General features: G+C 62.7%; 29 protein-coding genes. 14 read left to right on the top strand and 15 right to left on the bottom strand.

What is annotated here, in order from left to right:
- Positions 1-74 precede the first annotated feature (74 nt).
- Positions 75-1,049: a thioredoxin-disulfide reductase gene (gene trxB / locus EOB49_RS17575; protein ID WP_127267436.1), complete on the bottom strand. Its 975-nt coding sequence runs from the start codon at positions 1,047-1,049 to the stop codon at positions 75-77.
- A 248-nt stretch (positions 1,050-1,297) separates the two neighbouring features.
- Between trxB and EOB49_RS17570 the strand changes: the two genes are divergently transcribed.
- Positions 1,298-1,777: an Lrp/AsnC family transcriptional regulator gene (locus EOB49_RS17570; RefSeq protein ID WP_013530077.1), complete on the top strand. Its 480-nt coding sequence runs from the start codon at positions 1,298-1,300 to the stop codon at positions 1,775-1,777.
- Positions 1,778-2,027: 250 nt separating this feature from the next.
- Complete coding sequence (locus EOB49_RS17565; RefSeq protein ID WP_127318541.1) at positions 2,028-2,822, top strand: glycosyltransferase family 2 protein; 795 nt, start codon at positions 2,028-2,030, stop codon at positions 2,820-2,822.
- Between the two features lie 4 nt (positions 2,823-2,826).
- Here EOB49_RS17565 and EOB49_RS17560 read toward each other — a convergent pair whose 3' ends face one another.
- The 5 genes from EOB49_RS17560 to EOB49_RS17535 form a co-directional block, all read right to left on the bottom strand.
- Complete coding sequence (locus EOB49_RS17560; RefSeq protein WP_127381715.1) at positions 2,827-3,486, bottom strand: HAD family hydrolase; 660 nt, start codon at positions 3,484-3,486, stop codon at positions 2,827-2,829.
- On the bottom strand, positions 3,479-4,051 hold the full coding sequence (locus tag EOB49_RS17555; protein WP_127270425.1) for an SIS domain-containing protein: 573 nt from the start codon (positions 4,049-4,051) through the stop codon (positions 3,479-3,481). The genes EOB49_RS17560 and EOB49_RS17555 overlap by 8 nt, the downstream gene beginning before the upstream one ends.
- 7 nt (positions 4,052-4,058) lie before the next feature.
- A complete protein-coding gene (gene rfaE1 / locus EOB49_RS17550) occupies positions 4,059-5,552 on the bottom strand; it encodes a D-glycero-beta-D-manno-heptose-7-phosphate kinase (protein ID WP_127270424.1) in 1,494 nt (497 codons plus the stop codon).
- A 143-nt stretch (positions 5,553-5,695) separates the two neighbouring features.
- Positions 5,696-6,328 carry a LysE family translocator gene (locus tag EOB49_RS17545; RefSeq protein WP_127381714.1) on the bottom strand — a complete coding sequence of 211 codons (633 nt, stop codon included), beginning with the start codon at positions 6,326-6,328 and terminating at the stop codon, positions 5,696-5,698.
- 441 nt (positions 6,329-6,769) lie between these two features.
- A complete protein-coding gene (locus EOB49_RS17535; protein WP_023809741.1) occupies positions 6,770-7,006 on the bottom strand; it encodes a type II toxin-antitoxin system Phd/YefM family antitoxin in 237 nt (78 codons plus the stop codon).
- Positions 7,007-7,155: 149 nt separating this feature from the next.
- On the opposite strand from EOB49_RS17535, the gene rfaD reads away from it, so the two are divergent.
- Genes rfaD through waaC form a run of 3 tightly spaced genes read left to right on the top strand, consistent with a single transcriptional unit; the run spans position 7,156 to position 10,090 of the window.
- Positions 7,156-8,124 carry an ADP-glyceromanno-heptose 6-epimerase gene (gene rfaD / locus EOB49_RS17530; RefSeq protein WP_127381713.1) on the top strand — a complete coding sequence of 323 codons (969 nt, stop codon included), beginning with the start codon at positions 7,156-7,158 and terminating at the stop codon, positions 8,122-8,124.
- Positions 8,097-9,104 (top strand): lipopolysaccharide heptosyltransferase II, encoded by a 1,008-nt coding sequence (waaF, locus tag EOB49_RS17525; RefSeq protein ID WP_127381712.1) that lies wholly within the window; start codon positions 8,097-8,099, stop codon positions 9,102-9,104. Before rfaD ends, waaF begins: the two co-directional genes overlap by 28 nt.
- A complete protein-coding gene (waaC, locus tag EOB49_RS17520; RefSeq protein WP_127381711.1) occupies positions 9,101-10,090 on the top strand; it encodes a lipopolysaccharide heptosyltransferase I in 990 nt (329 codons plus the stop codon). The genes waaF and waaC overlap by 4 nt, the downstream gene beginning before the upstream one ends.
- A gap of 242 nt (positions 10,091-10,332) precedes the next feature.
- Here the strand turns inward: waaC and greA are convergent, their stop codons facing one another.
- On the bottom strand, positions 10,333-10,806 hold the full coding sequence (gene greA, locus EOB49_RS17510) for a transcription elongation factor GreA (RefSeq protein ID WP_013530066.1): 474 nt from the start codon (positions 10,804-10,806) through the stop codon (positions 10,333-10,335).
- A gap of 270 nt (positions 10,807-11,076) precedes the next feature.
- Entirely contained in the window at positions 11,077-11,616 is a 540-nt protein-coding gene (locus EOB49_RS17505; protein WP_127381710.1) for a tetratricopeptide repeat protein, read from the bottom strand.
- 141 nt (positions 11,617-11,757) lie between these two features.
- Between EOB49_RS17505 and EOB49_RS17500 the strand changes: the two genes are divergently transcribed.
- The 3 genes from EOB49_RS17500 to EOB49_RS17490 all read left to right on the top strand — a co-directional run bounded on the left by EOB49_RS17500 (position 11,758) and on the right by EOB49_RS17490 (position 14,372).
- Positions 11,758-12,183, top strand: a complete 426-nt coding sequence (locus EOB49_RS17500) for a DUF3775 domain-containing protein (protein ID WP_127381709.1) — start codon at positions 11,758-11,760, stop codon at positions 12,181-12,183.
- Between the two features lie 186 nt (positions 12,184-12,369).
- Entirely contained in the window at positions 12,370-13,449 is a 1,080-nt protein-coding gene (locus EOB49_RS17495; protein ID WP_164781714.1) for an extensin family protein, read from the top strand.
- 116 nt (positions 13,450-13,565) lie between these two features.
- Positions 13,566-14,372: an extensin family protein gene (locus tag EOB49_RS17490; protein WP_127381708.1), complete on the top strand. Its 807-nt coding sequence runs from the start codon at positions 13,566-13,568 to the stop codon at positions 14,370-14,372.
- 12 nt (positions 14,373-14,384) lie between these two features.
- On the opposite strand, the gene EOB49_RS17485 is transcribed toward EOB49_RS17490, so the two are convergent.
- Positions 14,385-15,098: a gamma-glutamylcyclotransferase gene (locus EOB49_RS17485; RefSeq protein WP_127381707.1), complete on the bottom strand. Its 714-nt coding sequence runs from the start codon at positions 15,096-15,098 to the stop codon at positions 14,385-14,387.
- A gap of 110 nt (positions 15,099-15,208) precedes the next feature.
- On the opposite strand from EOB49_RS17485, the gene EOB49_RS17480 reads away from it, so the two are divergent.
- Positions 15,209-15,916: an LssY C-terminal domain-containing protein gene (locus tag EOB49_RS17480; RefSeq protein WP_127381706.1), complete on the top strand. Its 708-nt coding sequence runs from the start codon at positions 15,209-15,211 to the stop codon at positions 15,914-15,916.
- Positions 15,917-15,928: 12 nt separating this feature from the next.
- Here EOB49_RS17480 and EOB49_RS17475 read toward each other — a convergent pair whose 3' ends face one another.
- Positions 15,929-16,951: an NAD(P)-dependent alcohol dehydrogenase gene (locus tag EOB49_RS17475; protein ID WP_127318568.1), complete on the bottom strand. Its 1,023-nt coding sequence runs from the start codon at positions 16,949-16,951 to the stop codon at positions 15,929-15,931.
- Between the two features lie 126 nt (positions 16,952-17,077).
- On the opposite strand from EOB49_RS17475, the gene EOB49_RS17470 reads away from it, so the two are divergent.
- Both EOB49_RS17470 and EOB49_RS17465 read left to right on the top strand, forming a co-directional pair.
- Positions 17,078-17,992: a LysR family transcriptional regulator gene (locus tag EOB49_RS17470; protein WP_127381705.1), complete on the top strand. Its 915-nt coding sequence runs from the start codon at positions 17,078-17,080 to the stop codon at positions 17,990-17,992.
- A gap of 75 nt (positions 17,993-18,067) precedes the next feature.
- Positions 18,068-19,378: a hemolysin family protein gene (locus EOB49_RS17465; RefSeq protein WP_127295019.1), complete on the top strand. Its 1,311-nt coding sequence runs from the start codon at positions 18,068-18,070 to the stop codon at positions 19,376-19,378.
- Between the two features lie 27 nt (positions 19,379-19,405).
- Here the strand turns inward: EOB49_RS17465 and EOB49_RS17460 are convergent, their stop codons facing one another.
- Together EOB49_RS17460 and EOB49_RS17455 are read right to left on the bottom strand one after the other, a co-directional pair.
- Positions 19,406-19,798: a nuclear transport factor 2 family protein gene (locus tag EOB49_RS17460; protein ID WP_127318572.1), complete on the bottom strand. Its 393-nt coding sequence runs from the start codon at positions 19,796-19,798 to the stop codon at positions 19,406-19,408.
- A 1-nt stretch (position 19,799) separates the two neighbouring features.
- Positions 19,800-20,684, bottom strand: coding sequence for an NAD(P)-binding domain-containing protein (locus EOB49_RS17455; protein WP_127381704.1), 885 nt, complete (start codon positions 20,682-20,684; stop codon positions 19,800-19,802).
- Positions 20,685-20,813: 129 nt separating this feature from the next.
- On the opposite strand from EOB49_RS17455, the gene EOB49_RS17450 reads away from it, so the two are divergent.
- Positions 20,814-21,167 (top strand): winged helix-turn-helix transcriptional regulator, encoded by a 354-nt coding sequence (locus tag EOB49_RS17450; protein WP_127270482.1) that lies wholly within the window; start codon positions 20,814-20,816, stop codon positions 21,165-21,167.
- 81 nt (positions 21,168-21,248) lie between these two features.
- On the opposite strand, the gene EOB49_RS17445 is transcribed toward EOB49_RS17450, so the two are convergent.
- Entirely contained in the window at positions 21,249-21,503 is a 255-nt protein-coding gene (locus EOB49_RS17445; RefSeq protein WP_127318578.1) for a DUF1127 domain-containing protein, read from the bottom strand.
- Positions 21,504-21,733: 230 nt separating this feature from the next.
- Here EOB49_RS17445 and EOB49_RS17440 point away from each other — a divergent pair, with 230 nt between their 5' ends.
- The gene (locus tag EOB49_RS17440) at positions 21,734-23,242 is read left to right on the top strand and encodes a winged helix-turn-helix domain-containing tetratricopeptide repeat protein (RefSeq protein WP_127381703.1); all 1,509 of its coding nucleotides are present in this window, start codon (positions 21,734-21,736) and stop codon (positions 23,240-23,242) included.
- A 49-nt stretch (positions 23,243-23,291) separates the two neighbouring features.
- Here the strand turns inward: EOB49_RS17440 and EOB49_RS17435 are convergent, their stop codons facing one another.
- On the bottom strand, positions 23,292-23,990 hold the full coding sequence (locus EOB49_RS17435) for a CGNR zinc finger domain-containing protein (RefSeq protein WP_127381702.1): 699 nt from the start codon (positions 23,988-23,990) through the stop codon (positions 23,292-23,294).
- A gap of 117 nt (positions 23,991-24,107) precedes the next feature.
- On the opposite strand from EOB49_RS17435, the gene EOB49_RS17430 reads away from it, so the two are divergent.
- Positions 24,108-25,016: an alpha/beta hydrolase gene (locus tag EOB49_RS17430; protein ID WP_127381701.1), complete on the top strand. Its 909-nt coding sequence runs from the start codon at positions 24,108-24,110 to the stop codon at positions 25,014-25,016.
- Positions 25,017-25,026: 10 nt separating this feature from the next.
- Here EOB49_RS17430 and EOB49_RS17425 read toward each other — a convergent pair whose 3' ends face one another.
- Positions 25,027-25,953 carry a DMT family transporter gene (locus tag EOB49_RS17425; protein ID WP_127381700.1) on the bottom strand — a complete coding sequence of 309 codons (927 nt, stop codon included), beginning with the start codon at positions 25,951-25,953 and terminating at the stop codon, positions 25,027-25,029.
- Between the last annotated feature and the right edge of the window lie 355 nt (positions 25,954-26,308).

Raw genomic sequence — 26,308 nt, 5'->3', positions numbered from 1 at the left:
CCCTCGTTCTGTTTTGGCGTCTGAATGAAAAATCAGGCTTTTACACGGCGTTTCTAAGCCGCTCTCTGAACTCTCTACTCGGCCGCTTCGCGATGCACTTCGATGCCGGCCAGATACTTCTCCGCCTCGAGCGCGGCCATGCAGCCGAGCCCCGCTGCCGTCACCGCCTGGCGGTAGATATCGTCGGTCACATCGCCGGCCGCGAACACGCCCGGCACATCGGTGCGGGTCGAATCCGGCGCTGTCCACAGATAGCCGTTCGGCTTCTGCTTGAGCTTGCCGGCGAACAGTTCAACCGCCGGCGCATGGCCGATGGCCACGAACACGCCGTCGATCTTGAGGTGCGACACCTCGCCGGTCACCGCATGCTTGAGCTTCAGCCCCTCGACCGAGGGCGGCAGCGGCGTCTTGCCGGGCCGGCCGGTGATCTCATCGACGATCGTGTCCCAGATGACGCGGACATTGTCCTTCTTCAGAAGCCGCTCGCGCAGAATACGTTCAGCGCGAAAATCGCTGCGCCTGTGGATGACCGTCACGCTCCTGGCGAGATTGGACAGATAGAGCGCCTCTTCCACCGCGGAATTGCCGCCACCGACCACCGCGACATCCTTGCCCCTGTAGAAGAAACCGTCGCAGGTGGCGCAGGCCGAGACTCCAAAACCCATGAAGTCCTGCTCGGTCGGGATGCCCAGCCATTTCGCTTGCGCGCCGGTGGCGATGATCAGCGCGTCGGCGGTATAGGTCGTGCCGGAATCGCCCTTGGCGCGGAACGGTCGCACGTTGAGGTCGACCTCGGTGATGATGTCGTTGATGATGTCGGTGCCGACATGCTCGGCCTGTTTCAGCATCTGCTCCATCAGCCACGGACCTTGGATCGGGTCGGCGAAGCCGGGATAATTTTCGACATCGGTGGTGATCATCAACTGCCCGCCCTGCTGCAGGCCGGCGACCAGCATCGGCTTCAGCATGGCGCGGGCGGCATAGACCGCCGCCGTATAGCCGGCCGGGCCGGAACCGATGATGAGAACGGGCGCGTGCTTGGTGGTCATCTAAAGCCTCTGCGGAGGGCTGCCGGCAATTGCGGCATGGAAAACTCGATCATTGTCGCGCGTAATGTAAGTGTTGCCCACGACGCCAGCAAGGCAAGTTGGTGTTCGTCCCCGGAAAGCTTTGTCGCACCTGTCGGCCGCTGATCCCGCGAAATATTCCGGGCGAAGGATGGAATGGACAGCGAAGTCGTTTGCTTACAAAATCACGCAAGATTCTTGCGTATTGCCCCTCATGATCGAGAGCCCCCATGCCGCTCAAGGCCGACCTCGACGCCATCGACTGGAAGATCCTGCGCGAATTGCAGGGCGACGGCCGCATGACCAATGTCGAACTGTCGAACCGCGTCGGCATTTCGGCGCCGCCATGCCTGCGCCGCGTCAAGCGCCTGGAGGAAGCCGGCATCATCCGTGGCTACCGTGCCTTGCTCAATGCACCAGCGCTCGGCCTCGATGTCGTTGCCTTCTGCCTGGTCGGCCTGCATCATCAGGCCGATGCCGAGCTGCGCATCTTTGCCGAGCGCACCCGCGGCTGGCCGATCGTACGCGACGCCTGGATGGTGTCGGGCGAATCCGATTTCCTGCTGCATTGCGTGGCGAGCGACCTCGGCGCCTTCCAGAGCTTCGTCATCGAGGAACTGACCTCGACCCCGAATGTCGACACGGTGCGCACAGCGCTCACCATCCGCCGGGTCAAGGACGAAGGGCTGGTCTCGTTCGCACAGCCTTGAGCCGGTTGAACCGCAACGAGCTTTCGCCGATGTCGCTTGAAGGCCTCGCCATATCAGCGCCGCTTTGGCGTTCGATAGCTCTCCTGTGAAGCCGGAATTTCTGCCGCAGCCGTCTTGTTGGTTTCCTAGAGCAATTCCAGAAAAAGTATGTAACGGTTTTCCCGGGTAAAGCGCATAGCGCTTTCGGGATTGCGTAAACAGGGGCGCAGGGCAGCCCAATTCCGAGAACAGTGTGCCGTGGGGTGGGACGATGACTCGATTTTCTAGCCCGGTTTCGGCGCTGGTCATCTGCATGAACGAGGCCGACATGATCGGCGAGTGCCTGGAAAGCGTCGATTTCTGCGCCGAGATCATCGTCGTCGATTCGGGCTCGACGGACAGCACTCTGGACGTCGTCAACGGGTACATCGCCAAAGGCTACCCGATAAGGCTTTTTCACAACGATTGGCCGGGCTTTCCTCGTCAGCGGCAATTCGCGCTCGATCAGGCCACGCAACCATGGTGCCTTTCGATTGAAGCCGACGAGGCCATCGACGACGTGCTCAGGCAGTCAATCATGAATGTGACCCAGCTTGGGAATGACGCCTTCGACGGATGGTACATCAGACGCCGCGACAAGCTGAAGGGCTATGGCTATGCGCACCGCTGGGTGCTTCACAACAGGCTGCTGCGTCTTTTCCGCCGCGACAAGGCCACGATGGACCTCAATCTGCGGGTCCATGAGTCGTTCGAGGTGCCAGGCGAAACCGGCACGATAGAAAATGGCGTGCTGCTGCATCGCCGCGAAATGACCATTGCCGAGGATCTGGCAAGGGCCAACACCTACTCCAGCCTCAAGGTTGCCACGCTTGTCGAACGAGCCAAGAAGCCCGGCCTGATAAGACTGGTGCTGTCGCCGCTCGGCAACTTTCTGAAGTTCTACCTGGCCAAGCGCTACTTCCTGTGCGGCCGGCACGGGTTCGTCTATTCGATGCTGGTGATGCTGTATTCGTTCGCGACAGAGGCCAAGCTTTATGAAGCCTGGCGAGACAAAGATCGGATGTAAGCCGTCACGGCGCGCCCGAGGCGGTGCCAAGCGCAGCTATTGCGGCGAGCAGGCCGTCGAAATCCGCGCGCTCGCACCAAGGCCGAATTGTGAAGCCCGATCGGACAGCCGCTTGCCCGTCCACCAGCCAGCCCCGCGCGAGGCCGGCGCGTTGTCCCGCCTCCATGTCGGCCTCCTTGTCGCCAACAATCAGCGAACGCCGCAGATCGAGCCCGAGGCGCCCGGCCGCCTCCAGCAGCATGCCCGGATTGGGCTTGCGCATCGGATGATCGGCAACCGCAAGCACACCGGAGCCAGCTTCGTGATAGGCGCAGGCGACGACCATATCGACGAACGCATTGTCGACGCGCAGCAGCTCGAGCACGCGGCCATTGACGGCGGCGAAATCGCCCCAGCCGAAATAGCCACGCGCGATGCCCGACTGGTTGGTGACGATGATGACCGGAATGCCGGCCCGGTTGGCGGCGGCTATCACCGCGGCTATGTCCGCGCGCAGCACCATTTCGGCAGGATCATCCGGATAGCCCGTATCGACATTGATGGTGCCGTCGCGATCGAGGAACAGCGCCGGCGAGCCGGCGGCGAACACTCTTGAGCCGACCTGCTCGACCCATAGGCCAGGCTCCGCCAGCGGATAGCGGCCAGAGGTCGTGGGATCAGCCATTGCTGAGGCGCGCTTCGACCACCTCGCACAAATGATGGTAAAGGCACAGATGCCCCTGCTGGATGATCGGCGTCGAGGTCGACGGCACGTTGAGCAGGATATCGGACAGAGGCTTCAGCTTGCCGCCGGTGTCGCCGGTCATGCCGATCACCGTCATGTCCATCCTCCGCGCCTGTTCGGCGGCGGCAAGGATGCTCGGCGAATTGCCGCTGGTCGAGATCGCCAGGAGCACCCCGCCGGCGGCGCCATGCGCCTCGACCTGGCGCGAAAACACCGTGTCGAATCCATAGTCGTTGCCCCAGGCGGTCAGCACCGCTGCATTGGCCGGCAGCGCGATGACATTGTAGGCCTTGCGCTCCTTGAGAAAGCGGCCGACCAGCTCGCCGGCAATGTGGATGGCGTCACTGGCCGAGCCGCCATTGCCGGCGATGAGCAAGGCTTTCCCCGACGAAAGCGCAGTCACCACGGCGCTCGCTGCCCGCTCCATCTCACCGGTCAGGTCCCGTTCGACCATGGCTGATATGGCAGCCACGGAGCGGACAAGGTAATCGTTCAACTCGGACATGAAACCCTCAGTTTGTGGTGCCGCCGGCGCGCAATTTGCCAATGGTGTTGGTGGTGCTTTTTCCGGCGACCAGATCGACCAGCACGACGCGTCCGCCGGCCTTCTGCACCACATCGGCGCCGACCACGGTGTCGACCGTGTAATCGGCCCCCTTGACCAGTATGTCGGGCAGCAGCGCTTCGATCAGCGCCAGCGGCGTATCTTCCTCGAACACCACGACCGCATCGACCGAGGCAAGGGCTGCCAGCACGCAGGCGCGGTCGTGCTGGTCGTTGACCGGGCGCCCGGCGCCTTTCAGTCGCCGCACCGAAGCATCGCTGTTGAGGCCGAGCACCAGCCGGTCGCATTGGCTGCGCGCCGCGTGCAGCAAGCTGACATGGCCGGCATGCAGGATGTCGAAGCAGCCATTGGTGAAGCCGACGCTCAGGCCCTCTTCCTTCCACGCCGCCACCATGCGCGCAGCCGACGTGGCGTCGAGGATGGCGTCCTTGTGGGCCGTCGGCCCATGCGAACGGAACAGCGCGCCGGTGAGTTCCTCGACCGTCAGCCGCGCGGTGCCGCGTTTTCCCACCACGACGCCACCAGCGGCATTGGCGATCGAAGCGGCCATGACAGTATCGGCGCCCACGGCCAGCGCCAGCGCGAAGCTCGCGATCACCGTGTCGCCGGCGCCCGAAACGTCGAACACTTCGCGCGCCTGGGTGGCGATGTGGCGCGCCTCGTCGGGGCCGACCACGCTCATGCCCTTTTCGCTGCGCGTCGCGACCACGAAATCGAAACCATGTGCCGAAATCAGTTCGCGTGCGGCACCCACGATCTCGTCATCGGCGAACACCGCATGGCCGGCGGCCTCGCCGAGTTCCTTGCGGTTGGGGGTGATGGCGGTCGCCCCGGCATAGCGCGCGTAATCGCGGCCTTTCGGGTCGACCAGCACCGGCTTTCCAGCCTCGCGGCAGATGGCGATCAAGTCGCCGGCGACGCCGTCGAGCAGGATGCCCTTGCCGTAATCGGACAGGATGACGATGTCGGCGTGCGCCAGCGCGGCGCGGAAATGCCGGATCAGGCCGGCTCGCTCCGCAGCGCCGAGCGGCTTGATCTCCTCTTCGTCGAAACGCAGTACCTGCTGGTTGAGCGCGCTGAAGCGGCTTTTGGACGAGGTCATGCGACCACGCTCCTGCGCGAGGCCCGCCGTATCGGCGCCAAGCTCGCCGAGCATCCGCACCAGGCTATCGCCTGCCACATCGGTGCCTATGACCGAGACGGGAATAGCGGCAGCGCCGAGCGAAACGATGTTGGCCACGACATTGCCGGCGCCGCCCATGGTCGAGGTCTCGCCGCGCCCGTGCAGCACCGGTATCGGCGCCTCCGGCGAGATCCGCTCGATGACGCCGTTGACGAAACGATCGAGGATGAAGTCGCCGACCACCAGCACTGTGGCCTGGCCGAACCGCGCAATGGCGCGGTGCAACGGTTCGGGAGAAGGCGGATTGTGCTTGATCATGTCACTGGCAACACAGGGAAAAGGCCGATTTCAATCTCATAAGTGCTCATCAATCGACTGGTCGGATCGTTCATGGCGAAAGCCGATATACCGCAAATTCACGCAGCGCAACGGCAGGGCATGATCCCGGTAGGCTCGAGCGGTCAGCTCTTCTGCAGGGCGACATGGACGCCCAGCCCGACCAGCACAGCCCCTCCCGCCCGTTGCATCAGCCGCTGTGCGCGGCTCGAACGCCGCAAACGGCCGATCACGGCGCCCGCCAGGAACACACAGACGATATCGGCCGAGGAGAACATCAGATTGACGATCGTGCCGAGCACGACGAACTGCAGCCAGACCGGAAACGCCGCCGAGGCGTCGATGAATTGCGGCAGGAACGCCATGAAGAAGATCGCTGTCTTCGGATTGAGCACCTCGACGGTGATGCTATCGAAAAAGGCGCGCCGCGCCGATTTGCGCTCGATCGCAGGCAACGCCGCATCGCCCTCCACGCGCTTGCGAAACAGCGAGACGCCAAGCCAGATCAGATAGAGCGCGCCGACCAGCTTGACCGCCAGGTAGAGCGTCGGCACGGCATGAAACAGCACCGACAGCCCGGCAGCCGCTGCGAAAACATGCACGTAGCCGCCCAGATGAATGCCAAGTGCCGCCGTCAGGCCGGACCAGCGGCCGCGCGCCATCGTCTGCGCGGCGGCATAGAGCATGGCCGGGCCTGGAATGTAGGCGAAAATCGCCGTGGTGGCGAAAAACGCGATGAGCAGTTCGGTCGATGGCATTTTTGGTCCCTCACGATCGTGCTCTGTTCTGTCGATTCAGTCCGCGCGCGGGATGGCTTTGGACTGACCCGTGCGGACAACCGCAGTAAAAGCGAACATAATTTTCTTGTGAATGACGGGCTGAACGCGCCGATTCGCGCACCCGGCTCGAAATAGGCCGACGCTTCCAGGATATCATGATTGTACTCATCGACCATGACCCAAAGGGGCATAGGGTCGAGGCCCGCACGGTGGCGTTCAATTTCCGGGATGCTGACGGCAACGCGATCACGGCCCGGCTGCGTGGAAGTGATTGCAAGGATGAAGAGGTTCGTACCGCCGGCTTTCCCAGGAAGGACAGCCACAAAGGCCACAGGCCGTGACTTCCGGCCTTCGGTCTCGCCGTCTCCGTGTTGGCGATGCCAAAGATATGGATATCGCCAGACGTCCGCAGCGGCGGGTTTAATCACGGTCCAATTCCGCGGCGTACTCCTCGAGCATCTCGACATGTTCGGTCGGGGCATCCTCCGCAGCGTAGACGCGGCGGCTGTCGTTGCCGAAGCGCGCTTCGTAGGCCTCGATGCTCATCAGGACGTATCTCGGCTTGTTGTGGCGAGTGATGGAGACCGGCTGCTGGCTGGCAGCTGCAAGCACATCTCCAAGATTCTGTTTCAGATCGGTCGATGGATAGTTTTTCATGGGATACCCTGTTTTGTCCATAATAGATAAAACAGACAAAACAGACAAGCGCATAAAAGTGGCAGGACAGCGGCATGCACCTGGCTTTGTCGACAGCCCGCCTAGCCTCCCCTATAAGGACCGGAATCGCAAGCAACCAGAGGCCCTTCATGATCATCGTCACGGGCGGCGCCGGCATGATCGGCTCCAACATCGTCGCCGCGCTGAATGCCGAGGGGCATGACGACATCCTCGTCGTCGACGACCTTACCGACGGTCACAAGATCGCCAATCTTGCCGATCTCAAGATCGCCGACTATCTCGACAAGAACGATTTCCTGGACCGCATGGAGGCCGGCTCGCTCGGCCGCATCGAGGCGGTGTTCCACCAGGGCGCCTGCTCGACCACCACCGAATGGAACGGCAAATTCATGATGGAGGTGAATTACGCCTTCTCGAAACGGCTGCTGCATGCAAGCCAGGCGTTGCGCGTGCCTTTCCTTTATGCCTCCTCGGCTTCCGTCTATGGCAGCGGCTCGGAGTTTCGCGAGGATCCCGCGCTCGAGCGGCCGCTCAACGTGTACGCCTATTCGAAAAAACTGTTCGACGACTACGTCAGGCGAACCGTGTTCGCCGGGCGCACCGCCTTCGATACCGACCATTCACAGGTCGTGGGCTTGCGCTACTTCAACGTCTATGGCCCGCGCGAGGCGCACAAGGGCGCCATGGCCTCCGTCGCCTTCCATCTGTTCAACCAGGTCGAACAAGGCCAGAACCCGAAACTGTTCGGCGCCTATGACGGGTTCGGACCCGGCGAACAAAGCCGTGACTTCATCCATGTCGGCGATGTCGCCGACGTCAATCTGTGGCTGTGGAAACGGGGCTCAAGCGGCATCTTCAATTGCGGCACCGGCCGTGCCCAGCCCTTCCGCGCCATAGCCGAAACGGTGATAGACACGTTGGGGAAAGGCGAGATTGAATTCATCCCCTTTCCCGACCATCTCAAGGGCAGCTACCAGAGCTTTACGCAAGCTGATATGTCCCGTTTGCGCGCGGCCGGTTATAACGGCCAATTCCGGACAGTGGAAACCGGTGTCAGAGACTATGTCGAATGGCTGAAAGCCCAACGATCCTCGTGATCGGCCCACGCTGGGTGGGCGACATGGTGATGGCACAGTGCCTGTTTTCGGCGCTGAAGGAGTTGCATCCCAACGCCCCCATCGATGTGCTGGCGCCGGCCTGGGCCGCGCCGCTGGTCAAGCGCATGCCCGAAATCCGCCAGCAGATCGACTTTCCGCTCAAACCCGGCGCGCTCGAATTCACCCATCGCCGCCGCTTCGGCCGCCTGCTGCGCGGCCGCTACGACATGGCCTATATCCTGCCGGGCAGCTGGAAGTCGGCGCTGATCCCGTTCTTTGCCCGTATTCCGCGCCGTGTCGGCAATTTGCGCGAGATGCGCTATGGCCTGTTGACCGACATCGTGCCATTGCCCGACAGCATCAAACGACGCACCGCGCAGGCCTATTTCGGCCTTGCCCAGGGCGGCACTTTCCGGGCGCCACGGCTCAGCGTGGACACGAAAAACCAGGTCGACCTGCTCGGCCGTTTCGGCTTGACGCCGCAGAAATTCGTGGCCCTGATGCCCGGCGCCGAATTCGGCCCGGCCAAGCGCTGGCCCAGCGAAAGCTATGCCGGGCTTGCCCACGATTTCATGGGCAAAGGCTTGAAGGTCGCACTGTTCGGCTCGAAGAACGACCGCGACGTGACGGCGGAGATCGCGGCCCTGGCCCCCGGCGTCGTAGATCTCGCCGGACAGACGCGGCTGGAGGACGCCATCGATCTGATATCAGCCGCAAGGCTGGCCGTGTCCAACGACAGCGGGCTGATGCATGTCGCGGCCGCCGTCGGCACGCCGATCGTCGCCGTCTACGGCTCGACCTCGCCTGAGAACACGCCGCCGCTGGGGGAACGCCGCGAGTTGGTCTGGCTTGGCCTGTCGTGCTCGCCCTGCCACCAGAAGGTCTGCCCGCTCGGCCACCTCAACTGCCTGAAGACGCTCGAAGTCGGCCAGGTCGCAGCAGCGGCGGAGCGGCTGCTGGACATCCCGGCAGCGGCATGAAGGTGCTGATCGTCAAGACGTCGTCGATGGGCGATGTCATTCACACCTTTCCGGCCGTCGAGGATGCCCGTTGCCACCGCCCGGACCTGACCTTCGACTGGTGCGTCGAAGAGGCATTTGCCGGTATCGTCGCGCTTCACCCGGCGATCGAAAGAATTCACACGGTGGCGATCCGGCGTTGGCGCAAGGCGCTGCTCGACGGCGCCACGTGGCACGAGGCGGCCGCCCTGCGCCGCACCTTGCGCGATTGCCGTTACGACCTCGTCATCGATGCGCAAGGCCTCCTGAAATCGGCTCTGGTGGCAAGGCAGGCCGGCGCCCCCATTGCCGGCTTCGACCGTTCGAGCGCGCGCGAACCTTCTGCGACGCTGTTCTACGATGCCACTTATCCCGTGCCGCGCGACCTGCACGCCATCGAACGGATACGGCGGCTGTTCGGGCTGGCGCTCGGCTATCAGCCCGATCTTTCGACCCTGGACTCCGGCATCGTGCCGCCCGCCGGCACTCTGGCGGGCACTTCTGGAAAAACCGCCTTCCTGCTGCACGGCACCAGCCGCGAAGACAAGAAATGGCCGGCCGAAGACTGGATCGAAACCGCCCGCCGGCTGGCTGAACGGGGGATGACGCCGGTCACCACATGGTCGAACGAACGCGAGAAGGCGGTGGCCGAAGCCATTGCCAAGGCAGTGCCATCGACAGTTGTGGTGCCAAAGTCACCGCTGGCCGACATCGCTGCGTTCATCGGCCGCTCGGAACTGGTCATCGGCGCCGACACCGGGCTGACCCATCTCGCCAGCGCCTTCGGCCTGCCAACGGTTGCGGTGTTCCTGGCGACCGAGCCCGGGTTGACGGGTCCGCGCGGGCAATATGCGTCGACGCTTTTGGCCGCGCCCGGGAAGCGTGTGATGCCGGTGGAGGTGGTGGCGGAGGCAGAGAGGCTGGCGGGACTCCAGGTCCTTGGCAAGGCCAACGCTGGCAAGAATTGAAGTCAATCGGAAAGGCTGGCGCTGCCCCTCATCCGCCTGCCGGCACCTTCTCCCCGTATAACGACGGGGAGAAGAGAGCTGAACGCAAGGCCAGCGTCTATTCTGCTACGTTGAAAAGCGGCGAAATCGTCGATGAGAGCATCTTTCTCCCCGTCACTATACGGGGAGAAATGCCCGGCAGGGCGATGAGGGGCAGCGCAAACCTCAGCTTAAAAATCGCAGCCGCGCCCCCCTCAAATCCCCTAGATGAACTGCACCTGGACGATCTCATATCCCCTGGCACCGCCAGGCGCATTGACTTCGATGGCGTCGCCGACTTCCTTGCCGATGAGCGCACGCGCGATCGGCGAGGAGATCGAGATGCGGCCGGACTTCACGTCCGCCTCCTGGTCGCCGACGATCCGGTAAGTCTTCTTTTCCTCGGTGTCCTCGTCGACCAGCACCACGGTGGCGCCGAACTTGATCTTGTCGCCGCTGAGCTTGCTGACGTCGATCACTTCGGCCCGCGCGATATAATCTTCAAGCTCGTTGACGCGGCCCTCGTTGAGGCTCTGCGCCTCTTTGGCGGCATGATATTCGGCATTTTCGGACAGGTCGCCATGCGAGCGCGCTTCGGAGATCGCCTCGATGATGCGCGGCCGCTCTTCCTGCTGGCGCCAGCGCAGTTCTTCCTTCAATGACGCGAACCCCTCGCCTGTCATCGGGACCTTGTTCATGATGCCTGACCTTTCCTGCTGCCACCCCCGCGTTTCGGGGAAAGCCTTGTCGATGGGTACAAAAAGAAAACGGGTCCGGCAGCCTCGGGCTAACGGAACCGTTTCACCGCAATTTCCCTGAATATAGCAATGTCAGCGGGTTTTTCACGCCCAAAAATCGGTTTTGCTAAAATCATCCCCGTTTTCATCAGCCAGGGCGGTGAATGAGGCTGGGGCAACAAAAAGCGGCCGCGATCGCTCGCGGCCGCTTGGAAGAGCCCTGGGATCTTTTCAGCTTCTCATGAAATGGTCGATCTGCTCGGCCAGCATGCCATATTCGCGCGAACCCTTGCCGGTCCGCTTCTCGATTTCCATCAACTGCTGCTGGGCGCCGGCCAGATCGCCGATCTGCAGATGCGCTTCGCCGAGATATTCACGCACCAGCGTGTAGTTCGGATCGATGCGCAGCGCTTCCTCGTAATAGCCGAGGCCGACGGTGACGCGGCCGGAATGGCGGTGCGAATAGCCGAGATAGTTGAGGATGCGCGGATCCTGCTTGTTGGCGGCAAGGCTGAGCACGGCGATCGCCTCGTCATAGCGCCCGGCCATCGCCAACGCGTGGCCAGCATCATAGATGCTGTCGTCGTCGAGCATGCTCTCCTGGGGTGCGACGCACTTTTTCTTCTTCTTGTCCCAGACTTCGCCCTTCTTGCATTGGGTGACCGTCTGATCGCTGCCGCCACTGTCACCGCCGGCGGCGAACACTGGAACGGCAAGGAACTGCAGCGCGACAAGGGCAGTCGCCACCTGGATCAGCACTCTTTTATGCATCGAAGCCTCCTGGAGGGTGAGAATGCAACACTAACGCCGGTCGGCTTGCGTTTCATCCCGGAAAATTGCGTGCGGAGAACATCAGGTGACGGATGCCGCAAATCCGCTATCATCCGGCAAACGACCTGAGGGAGACGGCCCTTGCAGCGGCGGCTTGAAAAGGACTGGGAGCTTTCGATCGGCCCCGACACTGTGCGCCTGTTCATCCTCAAGGCCAAGGCGCTGAGTGCGGCCGTCAATGAAGACTATGCCGATGGCGCCGAGCATGAGGTCGAGCTCGACGGCGAGTCCCATGTCAACCATCACCATGACGGCCTTGCCGAGGAAAGCTCCGAGAATCTGACCGAGGAAGAGCTGCGTGAGCTGATCAACGACCTCAATGTCGATGAAGCAGCCGAACTGATCGCGCTCGCCTGGGTCGGTCGCGGCGACTACGACGCCTCTGAATGGGCGGACGCGCTGGCGGCCGCGCGCGAACGCGCCAACAAGCGCACCGCAAAATACCTGCTTGGCATGCCGCTGCTCGCCGACTGGCTGGAGGAAGGGCTGGAAGCGATCGGTGCGTAACGGAGCGGTTACCGTTCGTGATGCGGCCGAGGCAACCACCTTGCGTCGGCGCCGTTGACGGCGATGGGGTTGCTTATCTTTTCCCGAACGTTCAGGATCGCATTGGTCATGGCCGTCACGGCTCTGCTGGTGACACCGGCTGACGCCAAACATCGCCACCGCCATCACCAGCCGCTGACGCCGCGAATGGAGCAGCCGCTGACACAGCGGGCCGACCAACCCCTGAAACACCGGCGCGGAAAAAGCCTGAAACCACGGCGCCACCGGCAGGTCACACCGAACCGGACACAGCAGAAAACGCAGGCTCCGCTGCCCTCGCCCGCCGATGTTCCGATGCCCGAGGCCGGTATTCCAGCACCCAAGCCCGGCATTCCAGTGCCCGAGCCACGCCCGGCGGACGCTCCAAAGGCTGACGCTGCAAAGACCGAGGAGCAAAAGCCGGAAGCTCCGAAGAGCGCCGGAGCGCCCGACCGGTTCAAGCAAGAAAAATCCCACCAGGAAAAGCAGACACGTCCCGAGCCGTCCGCTCAGGAGCCGTCAGCCGGGGAAAGCGAGCCGGAGCCGCCGGCCATTGCACCGACGCCGACGCCAAAACCCGACATCGCGGAGCCCGAGGCTGGGCCGCCGGTCGTCGCACCTCAGCCGCCGCAAAAGCCGGCCGATACAAGCGACAAAGAAATGCTGCCCGACCCGCGCTCGGCCGACAAGCCCGAGGGGAAGATGCCCACCGAAGAGGTCGCCTGCCGCGAACGGCTGAAGACGCTCGGCGTCGAATTCGAAGAACACAAGGCGGAAAGCCAGCCCGAAATCGGCTGTTCGATCCCCTACCCCCTGGTGCTGAAGACCCTTGGAAAGTCCGTCGCCATCGGCCCCGGCACCGAGCTCAATTGCAAGATGGCCGAGGCGGCAGCGCGTTTTGCCGCCGATGTCATCCAGCCGGCGGCGAAGGCCGAATTCGGTGAGGACCTGAAATCGATCGGCCAGGCATCGGCTTTTGTCTGCCGGCCACGCAACGGCACCCGAAAACTGTCGGAACACGCCTTTGGCAACGCGCTCGACATCGCCAGCTTCACGCTGTCGGACGGCAAGAAGATCGAGGTCGGCCCGGCGCCGCCGGAGAAGGACGCCAAATTCCTCAACGCCGTGCGCAAGGCAGCCTGTGGACCCTTCAAGACGGTGCTCGGTCCGGGCGCCGATCCTGATCACTCCCTGCATTTCCATCTCGATCTCGAACCGCGCCGGCATGGCGGCACGTTCTGCCAGTGAGCATGGCTGATCCAGGCCGCGTGCCGCAATTCGGCCGCAGGCATGAACGCGGGCGCTGAGTTTTCCTTTACCCTTGATCGTTAAAATGCCGGATATCCATCAACGGGATTCCGCCAATGGCCGGCAAATTTCGGGCCGTGTTTTTCGCCACCGCGCGCCAGGCAAACTATGCAGCAATGCTGACCGCCGGCCTGGCGCTGGCGGCGCTTTCCGCCTGCAACACCGGCAGTGTGCTGTCGCTGCAGCCGGCCGTCGACGTCGGCGCGCAGACGGCTGCCGTGCCGCAATATGCCGGCATGCAGAAGCTTGTCCCTTCCAATCCATACATGACGCAGGCCGCCTATCCGCGCATGGACGAGCCGATGTCGCCCGTCGAGCAGATGCCGGCCAGCGAAACCGACTGCCGGCAGCAATTGAAGCGTCTCGATGTCGCCTACACCGACCTGGCGCCGATCCATGAAGGCCAGTGCGGCATCGATTATCCGGTCAAGGTTTCGGCCATCGGCAACATCCAGATGAAACCCGCCGCGACCCTGACCTGCGACATGGCCGCCACCTTTGCCGGCTGGACGAAGAACGAGCTCGTCCCCTCCGCCCGCTGGCGCTATTTCTCCGGCGTCAAGACCATCCACCAGGGCTCCAGCTATTCCTGCCGCAGGATTGCCGGCGAAGGTGTCCTGTCCGAGCATGGCAAGGGAAATGCGCTCGACGTCATGAGCATCGAACTCAACAATGGCGACGACATCGACGTGCGCAAGCCCGGCCTGTTCGCCTTCCGCACCCGCGGCTTCCTCAACAATGTGCGCGCCGACGGCTGCCAGTACTTCACCACCGTACTCGGCCCCGGCTACAATTACGACCACCGCAACCATTTCCATTTCGACATCAAGAACCGCAAAAACGGTTATCGCGCCTGCCGTTAGGGAGAGATCAGCCTAATCGGCGCCACCGGTTGAAGCGGCGATCTGCCGTGCAACCAAGTCCTGGATGCGCCAGAGATTGCGGTCGCGGATGCCGCTCTCTTCAAGCTTGGTCACGGTCCTGAACAAATACTGCGCCGAAGAGCCCCAATGACCGGCAGCCCGTGCCAGAGTGTCGGCAACCTGCTCCAATGGCAACCGGCCGGCATAGGCGCTGCCGTCCGGCGCGGCGACGAAAGCCAGGGCACGCAGCGGCCCGTCCCTGGTCTTGACCTTGATCCAGCATGGCACGTTGGTTGGCGGGTTGGCATCGATCTCGCGGCGCATCAACTGGCCGAGTTGCCCGAAATGATCTTCCGCGGGCAGCCGATAGGCAATGCCATTGCAACTGCCGCCTCGATCGAGCGCCAGCATCAGGGCCGGCAAATCGCGGGTTCCGCGCCAGCGGGTCAGTTTCAGGCAAAACGAGCGGTGCCATCCCGGCGCCGTGGCCGGGCGCTGCTCGACATAGGCGAATTCGGGGTTCCAGATCAACGACCCGTAGGCAAAGACCCAAAGCGTCTCGGGACGATGCTGCAAAAGCAGCTTTTCGACCAGGCCATCGAACTCCACATCGGTGTGCTCGCTGGTTCCGGGCTCTGGCCCGGGATCAGGCTCGACACGCTCAACTTGCGCGACAAGCTCGGCGGTCAACGCCATTGGCTTGCGGCTTGCCAGCTTCCGCTCCATTGCTGCCCCCGCGAGGAAACGATGGCCCACGATAGACCGGCGGCGCGCTGCTGGCCATTGATTTCCAGGGTCCGGCAGGCAACAGATACCGCACGGATCGGGCGGCGTTCATGAGCCAGCGAAGTTTTCGGCGACGCGTTGCAATCTGGGTGGCGACCTTGCTGGCCGCCTATCTGGCGCTCGCCTATTTTGCCGCACCGGAATTCTGGACGTTTCACGATCGCGGCTTTCGCAAGCACAGCTTCGAGATGGTGACGCACACGCCGCAAGGCATTCCGGGCGATCCCATCAATGTCGGTCTTGTCGGTACGCGAAAGGAAGTAGTGCACGCCTTCGCCGTCGCCGGCTGGGACACCGCCGACGCCGTGACCCTGAAGACCGCGATCGAGATTGGTGAAAGCGTGCTGTTCGACCACCCCTACCCCGATGCGCCGGTCAGCAGGCTGCTGTTCGATGGCCGCGCCCAGGATCTCACCTTCGAAAAGCCGGAGGGCCTCAGCGCCGACCGCCGGCATCATGTCCGCTTCTGGCTGACCGATGCAAGCGGCGACGATGGCCGGCCGCTGTGGCTGGGCTCGGCCAGCTTCGATCGCGGCGTCGGCCTCAGCCACGACACCGGCGCCGTCACCCACCATATCGGCCCCGACATCGACGCCGAGCGCGATTTCCTGATGCGCGACCTGGCCACCGCCGGCACGCTGATCTCGACCAGCGATATATCGGGCGTCGGCGCCACCAGTACGGGACGCAATGGCGGCGGCGATCCCTATTTCACGGATGGCGAGGCAATTGTCGGCGTGTTGAAGCAGTTGCCCTGACCATCGCAAAAGTCAGTTCGTGGTGATCACGATCTTGCCGAACGGCCCTTTCTCCAGATGCTGCAAGGCTTGCGGCACCTCGTCGAAGCCAAAGAGCTTGTCGATGACCGGCTTGATCGCCAGCGCCTCGATCGCCTGATTCATACGTTCGAAGGCGCGGCGATGGCCAACCGACAGGCCCTGCACGGTGATGCGGTTGCGCATGAAGGGCATGATAGGGAAGCTGAGCTCCATCGCGCCCAACAGGCCGATGATCGACAGCCGACCGTCGGCGGCGAGCGCATTCAGCGATCGCCGTGCATTATCGCCGCCGACCATTTCCAGCACGTGGTTGACGCCCAGCCCGTTCGTCAGCTCACGCGCGGCCTCGTCCCAGGCCGGTTGCGTGCGGTAGTTGATCCCTTGCCAGGCGCCGAGCTTTCTTGCCCGCTCAAGCTTTTCATCGCTGCTTGAGGTGACGATGGCGCGCAGGCCGAACGCGGTGGCGAACTGCAGGGCAAACAGCGACACGCCGCCGGTGCCCTGGATCAGAATGGTCTGGCCCGGCACCGGTCTGGTCGCTTCGGCCATGGCGAACCAGGCCGTCAGCGCCGCGATCGGCAATGTCGCGGCCTCGATATCGCCGAGCGATGGCGGCGCCAGCACCGCGGCGTCCTCGCCGAAGATGACATGGTCGGAAAGCATGCCCGACAGCGACGACCCCAGCGTGTGCTTATGCAGCACCGGCGGTGCGTCGCCATCCGGCCAATCGGCGATCACCTGGCCGAGCACGCGCTGGCCGACCTGAAAGCGGCTGACCGCACTGCCGACGGCCACCACTTCACCCACCGCGTCGGATGTCGGCACGAAGGGAAAGGCAAGGTCGGGGATCAGCACGCCGTCTACGATCATCTTGTCCTTGTAGTTGAGCGACACGGCCTGGGTCCGCACCAGCAAATCGTGCGCCCCTGGCTCGGGCACCTTGCCTTCCACCTGGCTTAGCCTCGACAGGCCAAAACCGCTCATCTGCCAAGATCTGTTGATTGGGGTGCTCATGTCGTGTCGCGCTCCGTGCGTTGATGCCAGGCGAGACATTTATGCCTTTCGACTATAGAAAATAGTGCTTCCGTGCGGTATAATTGACACTGATTGCGGATTAAAAGTCGACAATAGGAAATCGCCATGGAAACGGCCGACCTGCAAGGCATCGTCGCGTTTGTTCAGGCGGTGGAGGCCGGCAGCTTCACCAGCGCCGGCGAGCGGCTGCATGTGACGAAGTCGGCGATCGGCAAATCGATCGCGCAGCTGGAGCAGAGACTCGGCGTCCGCTTGCTGAACCGCACCACCCGCAGCCTCAGCCCGACCAGCGAAGGCGTCAGCTATTATGAAGCCTGCGTCCGGGCCCTTGCCGAGATCGAAGCCGCACAGTCGCTGCTTGCCTCGCGCCGTCAGGTCCCGTCTGGCCGGCTTCGGATCGACGTGCCGCTGGCCTTCGGCCGACGCTGCGTCGCCCCCGTGCTGTTCGAGATTTCGAAGAAATTTCCGGACCTGACGGTGGAAGTCTCCTTCAATGACCGCCGCGTCGACCTGATCGAGGAGGGCATCGACCTGGCGATCCGCATGGGCGAACTCGACGACAGCCTGTCGCTTGCGGCCAGGCGCCTCTACGCCCAGCGCTCGGCCATATGCGCGGCTCCCGACTATCTCGACAGGCATGGCCGGCCGCAATCGGTCGAGGATCTCGCCGATCACAGCGTCATTGGCTACGGTCGCGAGGGCATCGTCCGGCCCTGGGTGATCAGGCATTCCGACGGCCATCTCGCAACCTTCATGCCCAAGGCGCGACTCGTTCTCGGCCATGGCGAACCGATGCTGGATGCAGCGCTCGCCGGCTGCGGCATCGCCTTCCTGCCGACATGGCTGGCCGCCGACAACCTCAAAAGCGGCGATCTCGAAATGGTGCTGTCGGACTGCCTGGTCGAGAACATCGTCGTGCATGCCGTCTGGCCGGTAACGCGCGCGCTCACGCCAAAGGTACGGGTTGTCGTCGACGCCCTCGTCGAACATTTTTCGACGCCGCCCTGGGATGCCGCGTGACCGAAATGCCGGTCATTTCTCAAAAATCACGTCGGACTATTTTCGAAGACCGCGCCGCAATGCTATTGACCGCTCATGTTATACGTAGAAATCGCTATCGTGGTCGTCCTCATCTGTGTGAACGGCCTTCTGTCGATGTCCGAACTTGCCATCGTCTCGTCGCGACCGGCCCGCCTGAAAGCGATGATCGACCGAGGCATCAATGGCGCCGGCCGCGCGCTCGAGCTTGGCTCGAATCCCGGCAAGTTCCTCTCCTCGGTGCAGATCGGCATCACCCTGGTCGGCGTCCTCTCCGGCGCCTTTTCCGGCGCCACGCTCGGCGAACGGCTGGCGCAGTTCCTGGCATCGACCGGCATCCGCGAGACCGTCGCCGATCCGCTCGGCGTCGGCATCGTCGTCGCCATCATCACCTATTTCTCGCTGATCGTCGGCGAACTGGTGCCCAAGCAGATCGCGTTGCGTGACCCCGAGCGGGTCGCCGCCAGGGTCGCTCCGGCAATGACCATCCTCGCCACCGTCTCGGCGCCGCTGGTCTTCCTGCTCGATTTCTCCGGCCGCACCATCCTGTGGCTGCTCGGCCAGCGCGGCGAAAGCGAGGAGAAGGTCACCGATGAGGAGATCAAGATGCTGGTCGCCGAGGCCGAGCATCACGGCACCATCGAATCCGACGAGCGGCGCATGATCGCCGGCGTCATGCGGCTTGGCGACCGCGCCGTGCGCGCGGTGATGACGCCGCGCACCGAGGTCGACTGGATCAATCTGCAATCCGACGAGGCGGCCATCCGCAAGCTGCTCATGGAAACCCAGCATTCGCGCCTGCCGGCAGGTGACGGCGGCGTCGACGTCATGGTCGGCGTCGTCCAGACGCGTGACGTGCTGGCCGCGTTGCTTGCCGGCCGCGTGCTCGACCCGCGCAGGCATGTGCGCGCAGCCCCCATCGTCTACGACCAGGCCGACGCGCTGGATGTGCTGCAGAAGCTGAAGGAATCCGACGTGCCGATGGCGCTGGTGCATGACGAATACGGCCATTTCGAAGGCATCGTCACCCCGGCCGACATTCTGGAAGCCATCACCGGCGTGTTCCGCGCGGACACAGACGCCGGCGACGAGGAGAACGCGGTCAAGCGCGAGGACGGCTCGTGGCTGCTCGCCGGCTACATGCAGGCCGACGAGATGGCCGATATTCTCGGCATCGACCTGCCGGAAAACCGCGATTACGAAACCGTCGCCGGTTATGTGCTGTCGCACATGCACCATTTGCCGGCGACCGGCGAATGCGTCGACGCCCAGGGCTGGCGCTTCGAGGTGGTCGATCTCGACGGCCGCCGCATCGACAAGCTGATCGCCACCCGCCTGCCCGGCGCCCACCGCGAGGCGGTGCGCTGACATGTTCGAATGTCAGCTTTTGACCGGTTAGCTGACGCCGCCCTCTGCCAGAGATCGAGCTGGTTTCAACAAACCGAAGAAGCCAATGATGCGCGTAATCCGTTTCTGCTCCTCATCCAGAAAAGCGATGTCCAGGCCCTCGGGTAAAGACGAACCGTCAGGCATCACAAACTTCCACGCGAAGCGCGCGACGCCGTGATGAACATCCACGTTGCTGGTCCGCAGAATGCATGCACCCGGATACTCGCTCTGAATTCCTGCAATGTGGGCTAGAAGTTCTTCAGCACCAACTGCGTGAACGGTTGGATCGGTATACGTCGCGCCATCGCTCAAGATCGATAACAGCGACACCCGCCGCTTCTCGGCGTTTTCGGTGGACCACGATGCACAATACTTATCAATGAGATGCGTCAAAGGCATGCTACTTCCCTGTCGTCAGAAAGTTCGAGAGCGCGGCGAAATCATCGTGCAAGTGGCCCGCCGCTATGGCCCGTTTGAATATCGCATCATAACCATCGACTATTGAACGGTCGATTTCGCGGAACTGCATCAACTCCAATAGATGCTGCATTGCGCCGTGGTGCGCCGAGATCGACGAGAGCGTTTCGTTATCGCTGGCAAATCGGCCAGCGCTCGTCCGCTTGATGAGGTCGGTCACCAGGCCGTCAATGACCGGCGCCGTCGCGGACCACTGCCGCGCCAGTTCACCGAGTTCGATCTCTTCGGCCTGCGACACGGCGATCGCATGGAGCGTCCCGAACAGAGCGCCCCACATGATAGCCAGTAGTGCGCTATCGAGCCCGTTCGCACGCCCTGGTTCTTCGCCAACGTGCTGAACATTGCCACCCAAAGCGCGAAACACATCGCGGTTCGTGTCGAAAGCCGCCCTTGGCCCGGCAAGCAGGATGGTTCCGGCGTCCGTGCCGATATAATCCGGCGTCGCCATGATCGCGCCATCAAGGTAGCTTGCGCCGTGCTCCCTATACCATTCAGCCGCTTCCCGTGCGCCATTTGGCGTCCCGGAAGTCAACTCCACGATCAGCTTGCCGCGAATGGCTGAGGCGATGGCGTCACTGTGGAGAAGCGCTTTTGTCGCCTCATAGTCGCTGACATTCACAATGATGATCTCGCCTGCGTTCACGGCTTCCTCGACGGAGGGCGCGACGATTGCGCCCAGCCTGGCGAGTGGATCGGTCTTCTGTCTGGTTCTGTTCCAGACAGTCGTCGGGTATCCGGACTGAAGCAGGCTGCCGGCGAGCGCCGAGCCCATACGGCCCGTTCCAATAACCGTGATTGAAAGCTTCATTCCACACTCCATATCAATTGGCGGCGTCAGACCGCGTTTTGCTGTGATCATCTTGAGAGGTATGTCAAAACGAGCGGCGCGCGATACGCACCCAGGCGTAAGTGGTCACCAGAAGGTAAGGAACGCGCGATGAACAATTCCGCGGACAATGGCTTTGCAGCGGCCGTCAGGATGGTCGAAGGAAAGTGGAAAGTAGATATCCTTTGCGAGCTCGGAACGGCGTCGCGCAGATTTGGCCGATTGAAACAGGCGCTTTCTGGCATCAGTGAAAAGATGCTGGCGCAACAATTGCGAGAACTGGAGGCGGACGGCCTTGTCGACCGCAAGGTCTTCTCCGTGGTTCCAGCGAAGGTAGTCTATTCGCTGACAGAACGCGGCGCGGCGCTCAACGCAGCAGCAGGTTCACTATGTCTGTGGGCCGAGCAATTCGGCCTGCCCGGCTGCACTCAGATTACCAATGGCGTACATATGGATGCCCTCTGATGCATATCGCCCAAAGCGACCTCGGTTGGGCGCCCATCGCGAGGCGGTGCGCTGACGCCCGACGCAATTGCGGCATTCGCTCTATCGTTCCCAGAAGGGCTTGGCGATCTCTCCCTCGACCTGCTGTATCGTCAGGCCGATATCGTCGATCAGATGCGGATTGTCCTTCGACATCTGCCTGAGTTGCCAGCGAAAGCGTATCCGTTCGCGCCAGGTCCGATCGTGCCAACTCGCTATGATGCTTCGCAGGGTCTTCAGGAGCCGGCGCGATGCCGGCCGCACGGGCGTTCCCGGTCGCGCTGCACAACGCTGGGCTGATGCAAGTGTATTGGTCATGGCAACCTCCATATGGTTTGAGGGCCTGGGGCTCTCGATGAGGTTGAATTCTGCGCGATACGGACGGCGCCGTAATTAAGCCCTCCCAAATAGTTCTCAAAACTTCCAAACGAGCTAGAGCAGTTCACCGGCTCACGGAACCGGCAAACTACTCTAACCCTTTGTTTTGACGCAATTCCGAACAGAAAACCGCTTCACACTTTTCCTGGAATTGCTCTATAGATGCGCCTATGCAGGGATCGCGTTTTGCCTTTGGTCCGTTCGTGCTTGATCCGGGTGCGGGAACGCTGCTTCGGAACGACGTCCCCGTTGCCGTTGGCTATCGCGGGCTGAGCCTGCTTGCAGCACTCGTCGGGCGGCCCGGTGAAATCTTGGGGAAGGCCGAGTTGATGGACGCTGCATGGCCGGGCACGGCCGTGGAGCAAGGCAACCTCACTGTCCAGATCGCGCAGTTGCGCAAGCTGCTTGGTCCTGTCGGCGAGAACGGCGAATGGATATCCACCGTTCCGCGCGTCGGCTACCGTTTCACGGGGGCCGTCGAACAGCTCGGCGAGGCCAAGCGAAAACCCTTGCCGCTGCCCGACAAACCATCGATAGCCGTGCTGCCCTTCGTCAATTTCAGCAACGATCCCGAGCAGGATTCCTTCGTGGACGGATTGACCGAAGACCTCATCACCGACCTGTCCAGGATCTCCGGCCTGTTCGTCATCGCCCGCAACTCGACCTTTGCCTACAAGGGAAAAGCGATGGACGTGCGCGAGATCGCCGGGGATCTTGGCGTGCGCTACCTGCTGGAAGGCAGCGCAAGACGCGCCGCGGGGCGCGTGCGCATCAACGCACAGCTGGTCGACGCGATGAGCGGCGATCATCTGTGGGCGGAACGCTTCGATCGCGGCCTGGACGATATCTTTGCCGTTCAGGACGAGGTTACGGCCAAGATTGTGGAGGCGTTGCTTGGCCGTCTGCGCGCGCCGCCGCCGCGCAACCGACCCAGCAATCTCGAGGCTTACGATCTCTGCGTGCGGGCGCGCAAGCTGATCGACGATTCGCCGCAGATGGCGCAGGAAGCGCATCTGATGCTGACGCGCGCGGTGTCGCTCGATCCTGATTACGCCGAGCCCTATCGCTGGCTTGCCATGAACCACTGGATGGGACGGGTGCATTGGGGCGGACCAACCGAAGCTGCCCGCAGCGTTGCCTTGGAGTTGGCGCGCAAGGCCGTGGCGATCGATCCCAACGATGCCGGCTGTCGCTGGATCCTGGCTTATCTGCTTGCCTATGAGCGCAGTTTCACTGAAGCGGATGCGGAATTCGCCAAGGCGATCGAGCTCGACCCGAACGAGGCCGACACCTGGGCGGCATTGTCCGACATCGCGGTCCTGGCTGGACGGGTCGAAGAAGGCCTCGAGCACATCGGCAAGGCGTTCCGGCTGAACCCGTTTCCGGCGAGCTGGTACTATCTGACGCTCGGCCAGGCGCAATATGCAGCGCGCGACTACCAAGCCGCTATCGAGACGTTGCGCCGTGACGAGACCTATCGCACAAGCTCACGCCGTTTCCTGGCGGCAAGCCTGGCCCAACTCGGCCGGCTCGACGAGGCGCGCGCGGAGGCCGAGCTGTTTCTCGTCGGCAACCCGCATTTCACAACCCATCACTGGGCGACGACCGAGCCATTCCGCGACGCCGCTACGCTCGAGCATTTCGTCGATGGTTTTCGCAAGGCCGGTCTTCCGGAGTGACGCGCCGGCATCCGCCCTGCCCGCAGCAAGCGACGTGGCTAACCCGGGTCTAGGCATGGGCATGACCTCGGTGGCGCGAGACCTTCTCGCGGTTACCGCAGGTGCGCATGCTGCACCAGCGCCGCTTGCCGCCTCGCGACGTATCGAGGAAAAGCCAGCCACAGCGAGGGCAGGAATGCAGCCTGTCGCGCGGCAGGGTGAAGAACGCGTCGATGGACAGCATGGCCAGCAAGGCGGTGACGGCGTCCGGGTCCCGCCACCGGGCAAGGGCAAGCTTCGGTCTGGTGCCATCCAACTCGATAGAGCCGGCGGCAAGCGAGCTTGCCGTGCGCGAGAATAACACGCCTAGAGCAATTCCAGGAAAAGTGTTAAGCGGTTTTCCGTCCGGGATTGCGTCAAAACAAAGAGTTAGAGCAGCTCGCCGTTTCCGTGAAACGGTGACATGATCTAGCGGTTCGACCGCAGACGGTTGGCCCGCGGCGATTGACTCGAAAACCTGAAATGACGCCTCCCGCACTTCGCGGACGCGCTCCACGAACCGCCCGTCCGCTATCCCGGCAACGGCCTGCGCCTGGCGATCGTCGGCAAGCCCTGAGGCGTTGAACCAGTTCGCAACATCGCGGACGGACTTGAACAGTTCATTATCAGCTGCCGGCGCCCGCCGGTCGAACACGGCATTCGACAGGTCCAAAGCGGGATGCCCGCCGATGAAGTGATCCGGCACCCATTCGGTGTATGCATCGCCCATGGAACATAACCTCATCAACCGCATTATACGGTTACATGATGTAACCACTATCACAGGGATATGTGGTGTCAAACCCATAGCACCGCCAGGTCGGCGCGGACCACTGGGAGAGAGAGGATGTGCAGCAATCGTTACAAGACCTACCACGAAACCATCAATGTCGACGGCCTCGACATCTTCTACCGTCATGCCGGCGACCCCGGCAGACCGGCAATCCTGCTGCTGCACGGATATCCGACTTCGTCGCACGTCTATCGCAATGTCATCGAACCGCTGGCGGAGACAGCCTATGTGGTGGCGCCGGACCTGCCCGGTTTCGGCTTTTCGTCCGCCCCGTCCATCGATGCCTATGACTACACGTTCGAGAACCTGGCCAACACGATCGAAGCCTTCGTCGAGGCCCTCGGCATCCAGCGATTCTTCCTCTACGTCACTGACTTCGGCACGCCCGTCGGCTACCATCTCGCCACACGGCAGCCGGATCGCATCCTCGGCCTGATCGCCCAGGACAGCAATGCTCATGACGAGGGGCTGGGACCGGAATGGGACGCGCCGAAGGCATTCTTCGCCGGACCGACTGAAGAAAACCGCGCCAAACTGCCGGACTGGATGAATTTCGAGGGGACCCGAAACCAATATATCGGCGGTCTCCCCGAGCGCCTGAAGGTGTTGTTTCCGCCCGAGGGTTGGTATCTCGATACGGAGCGCCTGGCGAGGCCCGGCAACACCGACATTCAGTTCGAACTCTTCACCGATTATGGCTCGCACATCGCGCGCTTCCCGGCAATCCAGGCCTATCTCCGCGACCAACAGCCAGCATGCCTCGTGCTGTGGGGACGGCACGACGCCTTCTTCGCGCTGGACGAGATCATGGCCTACAGCCGCGACCTCGACGCAGTCGAAATCCATGTCTTTGAGAGCGGGCACATGCTTCTCGAAACGCATCATCGCCAATGCGCGGCTCTCATCGCTCACTTCATGCACGAGGTGGAGACTGGGGTATTTCGCGAACCTGCAGGGCGCTGAACGTCGGCGCTCAAACCGCCATTTCGATGGGCTCGGCAAGCCTTGGATTGGCCCGCGCGGCGATCAGGCAGCCGGCGACGATCAGGCATGCTCCGGTCAAGGTGGTCCAGGTCGCCTCCTCGCCGAAGAAGAACCAGCCGAGCGCGACCGCCCAGATGAAGGCCGAGTATTCCGTCGGGATCAGATATTGCGCTTCGGCGCGGGCGTAGGACCAACTCATCAGGAACTGCCCGGCGAGCGACAGCACCGTCACCCCGGCCAAAGGAAACCAAAGATTGCTCGGCAGGGCGACGGCGAGCCAAGGTGCTGCGAGGCCGAGGAGGATGGCAACGCAAAGGTTCTGGAACAGCATGATCTCGATCGGCTTGGCCAACTGCGCCTGTTGCCGGGCGAGGATCAGATTGTAGCCGTAGAACACCGTCGACACGAGCACCGCCGCCGTGCCGAGCATGGCATCTTGCGAATAGTCTGCCTGCCCGAACTGGCCGGCCATGATGATGGCGACGCCGGCGATGCCGGCCAACGATGCCCAGACAGCCTGGCGCCGGATCCGTTCGCCCAGCAACAGCGCGGCGAGAAACAGGGCAAACAAGGGCGCCACGAAGCTGAGCCCGATCGCCTCCGCGAGCGGCAGCCTGGCCAAGCCCCAGAAGAAGGATATCAGGACGACGCCGACAACCGCGGCACGCAGCGCATGCAGCCTCAGCACCGGAACGGTTGGCTTTAGGCGCGGTCCCGCCAGCCAGGCCGTGCCCGCGACCACGGTCGCGACCATGCTGCGCCACAGCAAAGTGTTGTAGACGCCGACCGCGATGACCAGGATCTTCATCGCCGCATCCATCCCGGACAGCAGGAAGATCGCAAGCGCGCATACGAGTACCGGGATCATCGGGGAAACGGCGCCGGTCAGGCTGGATGTCTTCACGGTTTCACTCATGTAACGGAATGCAGCCGGATATATCAGGGCAAAGGGCGCGACCAGATGGCAGTCCCGTCGATGTAGCAGTCCAACCCCGATTGGCGTCGTGTTCGCGGCTATCGCGACATCCGGATATCAGCATCATACCGACGAGTTGGACGAGGCGGACCGCCTCGCCGACTGCATCATCCGGTCACGGCAGGCGACGCACGCACACATGGCATAGATCGAATTGACGGGGCGGGTTGCCGACGCGGCTGGCCCGTCGCATGTTGTCGATTGTTTACAGACGGATCGGAAAAAATGCGCCGCATAGCTTCAGGCGACCTTTATCAGACCTACGATCTTGGTGACTTGCGCATCACCTCCTTGC

Origin of the sequence: Mesorhizobium sp. M7A.F.Ca.MR.148.00.0.0 (assembly GCF_003997735.1) — a bacterium.
Taxonomy (GTDB): Bacteria; Pseudomonadota; Alphaproteobacteria; order Rhizobiales; family Rhizobiaceae; genus Mesorhizobium.
Note: the sequence above shows the minus strand (reverse complement) of the source record. Positions and strands in the feature narration are given on the sequence as shown.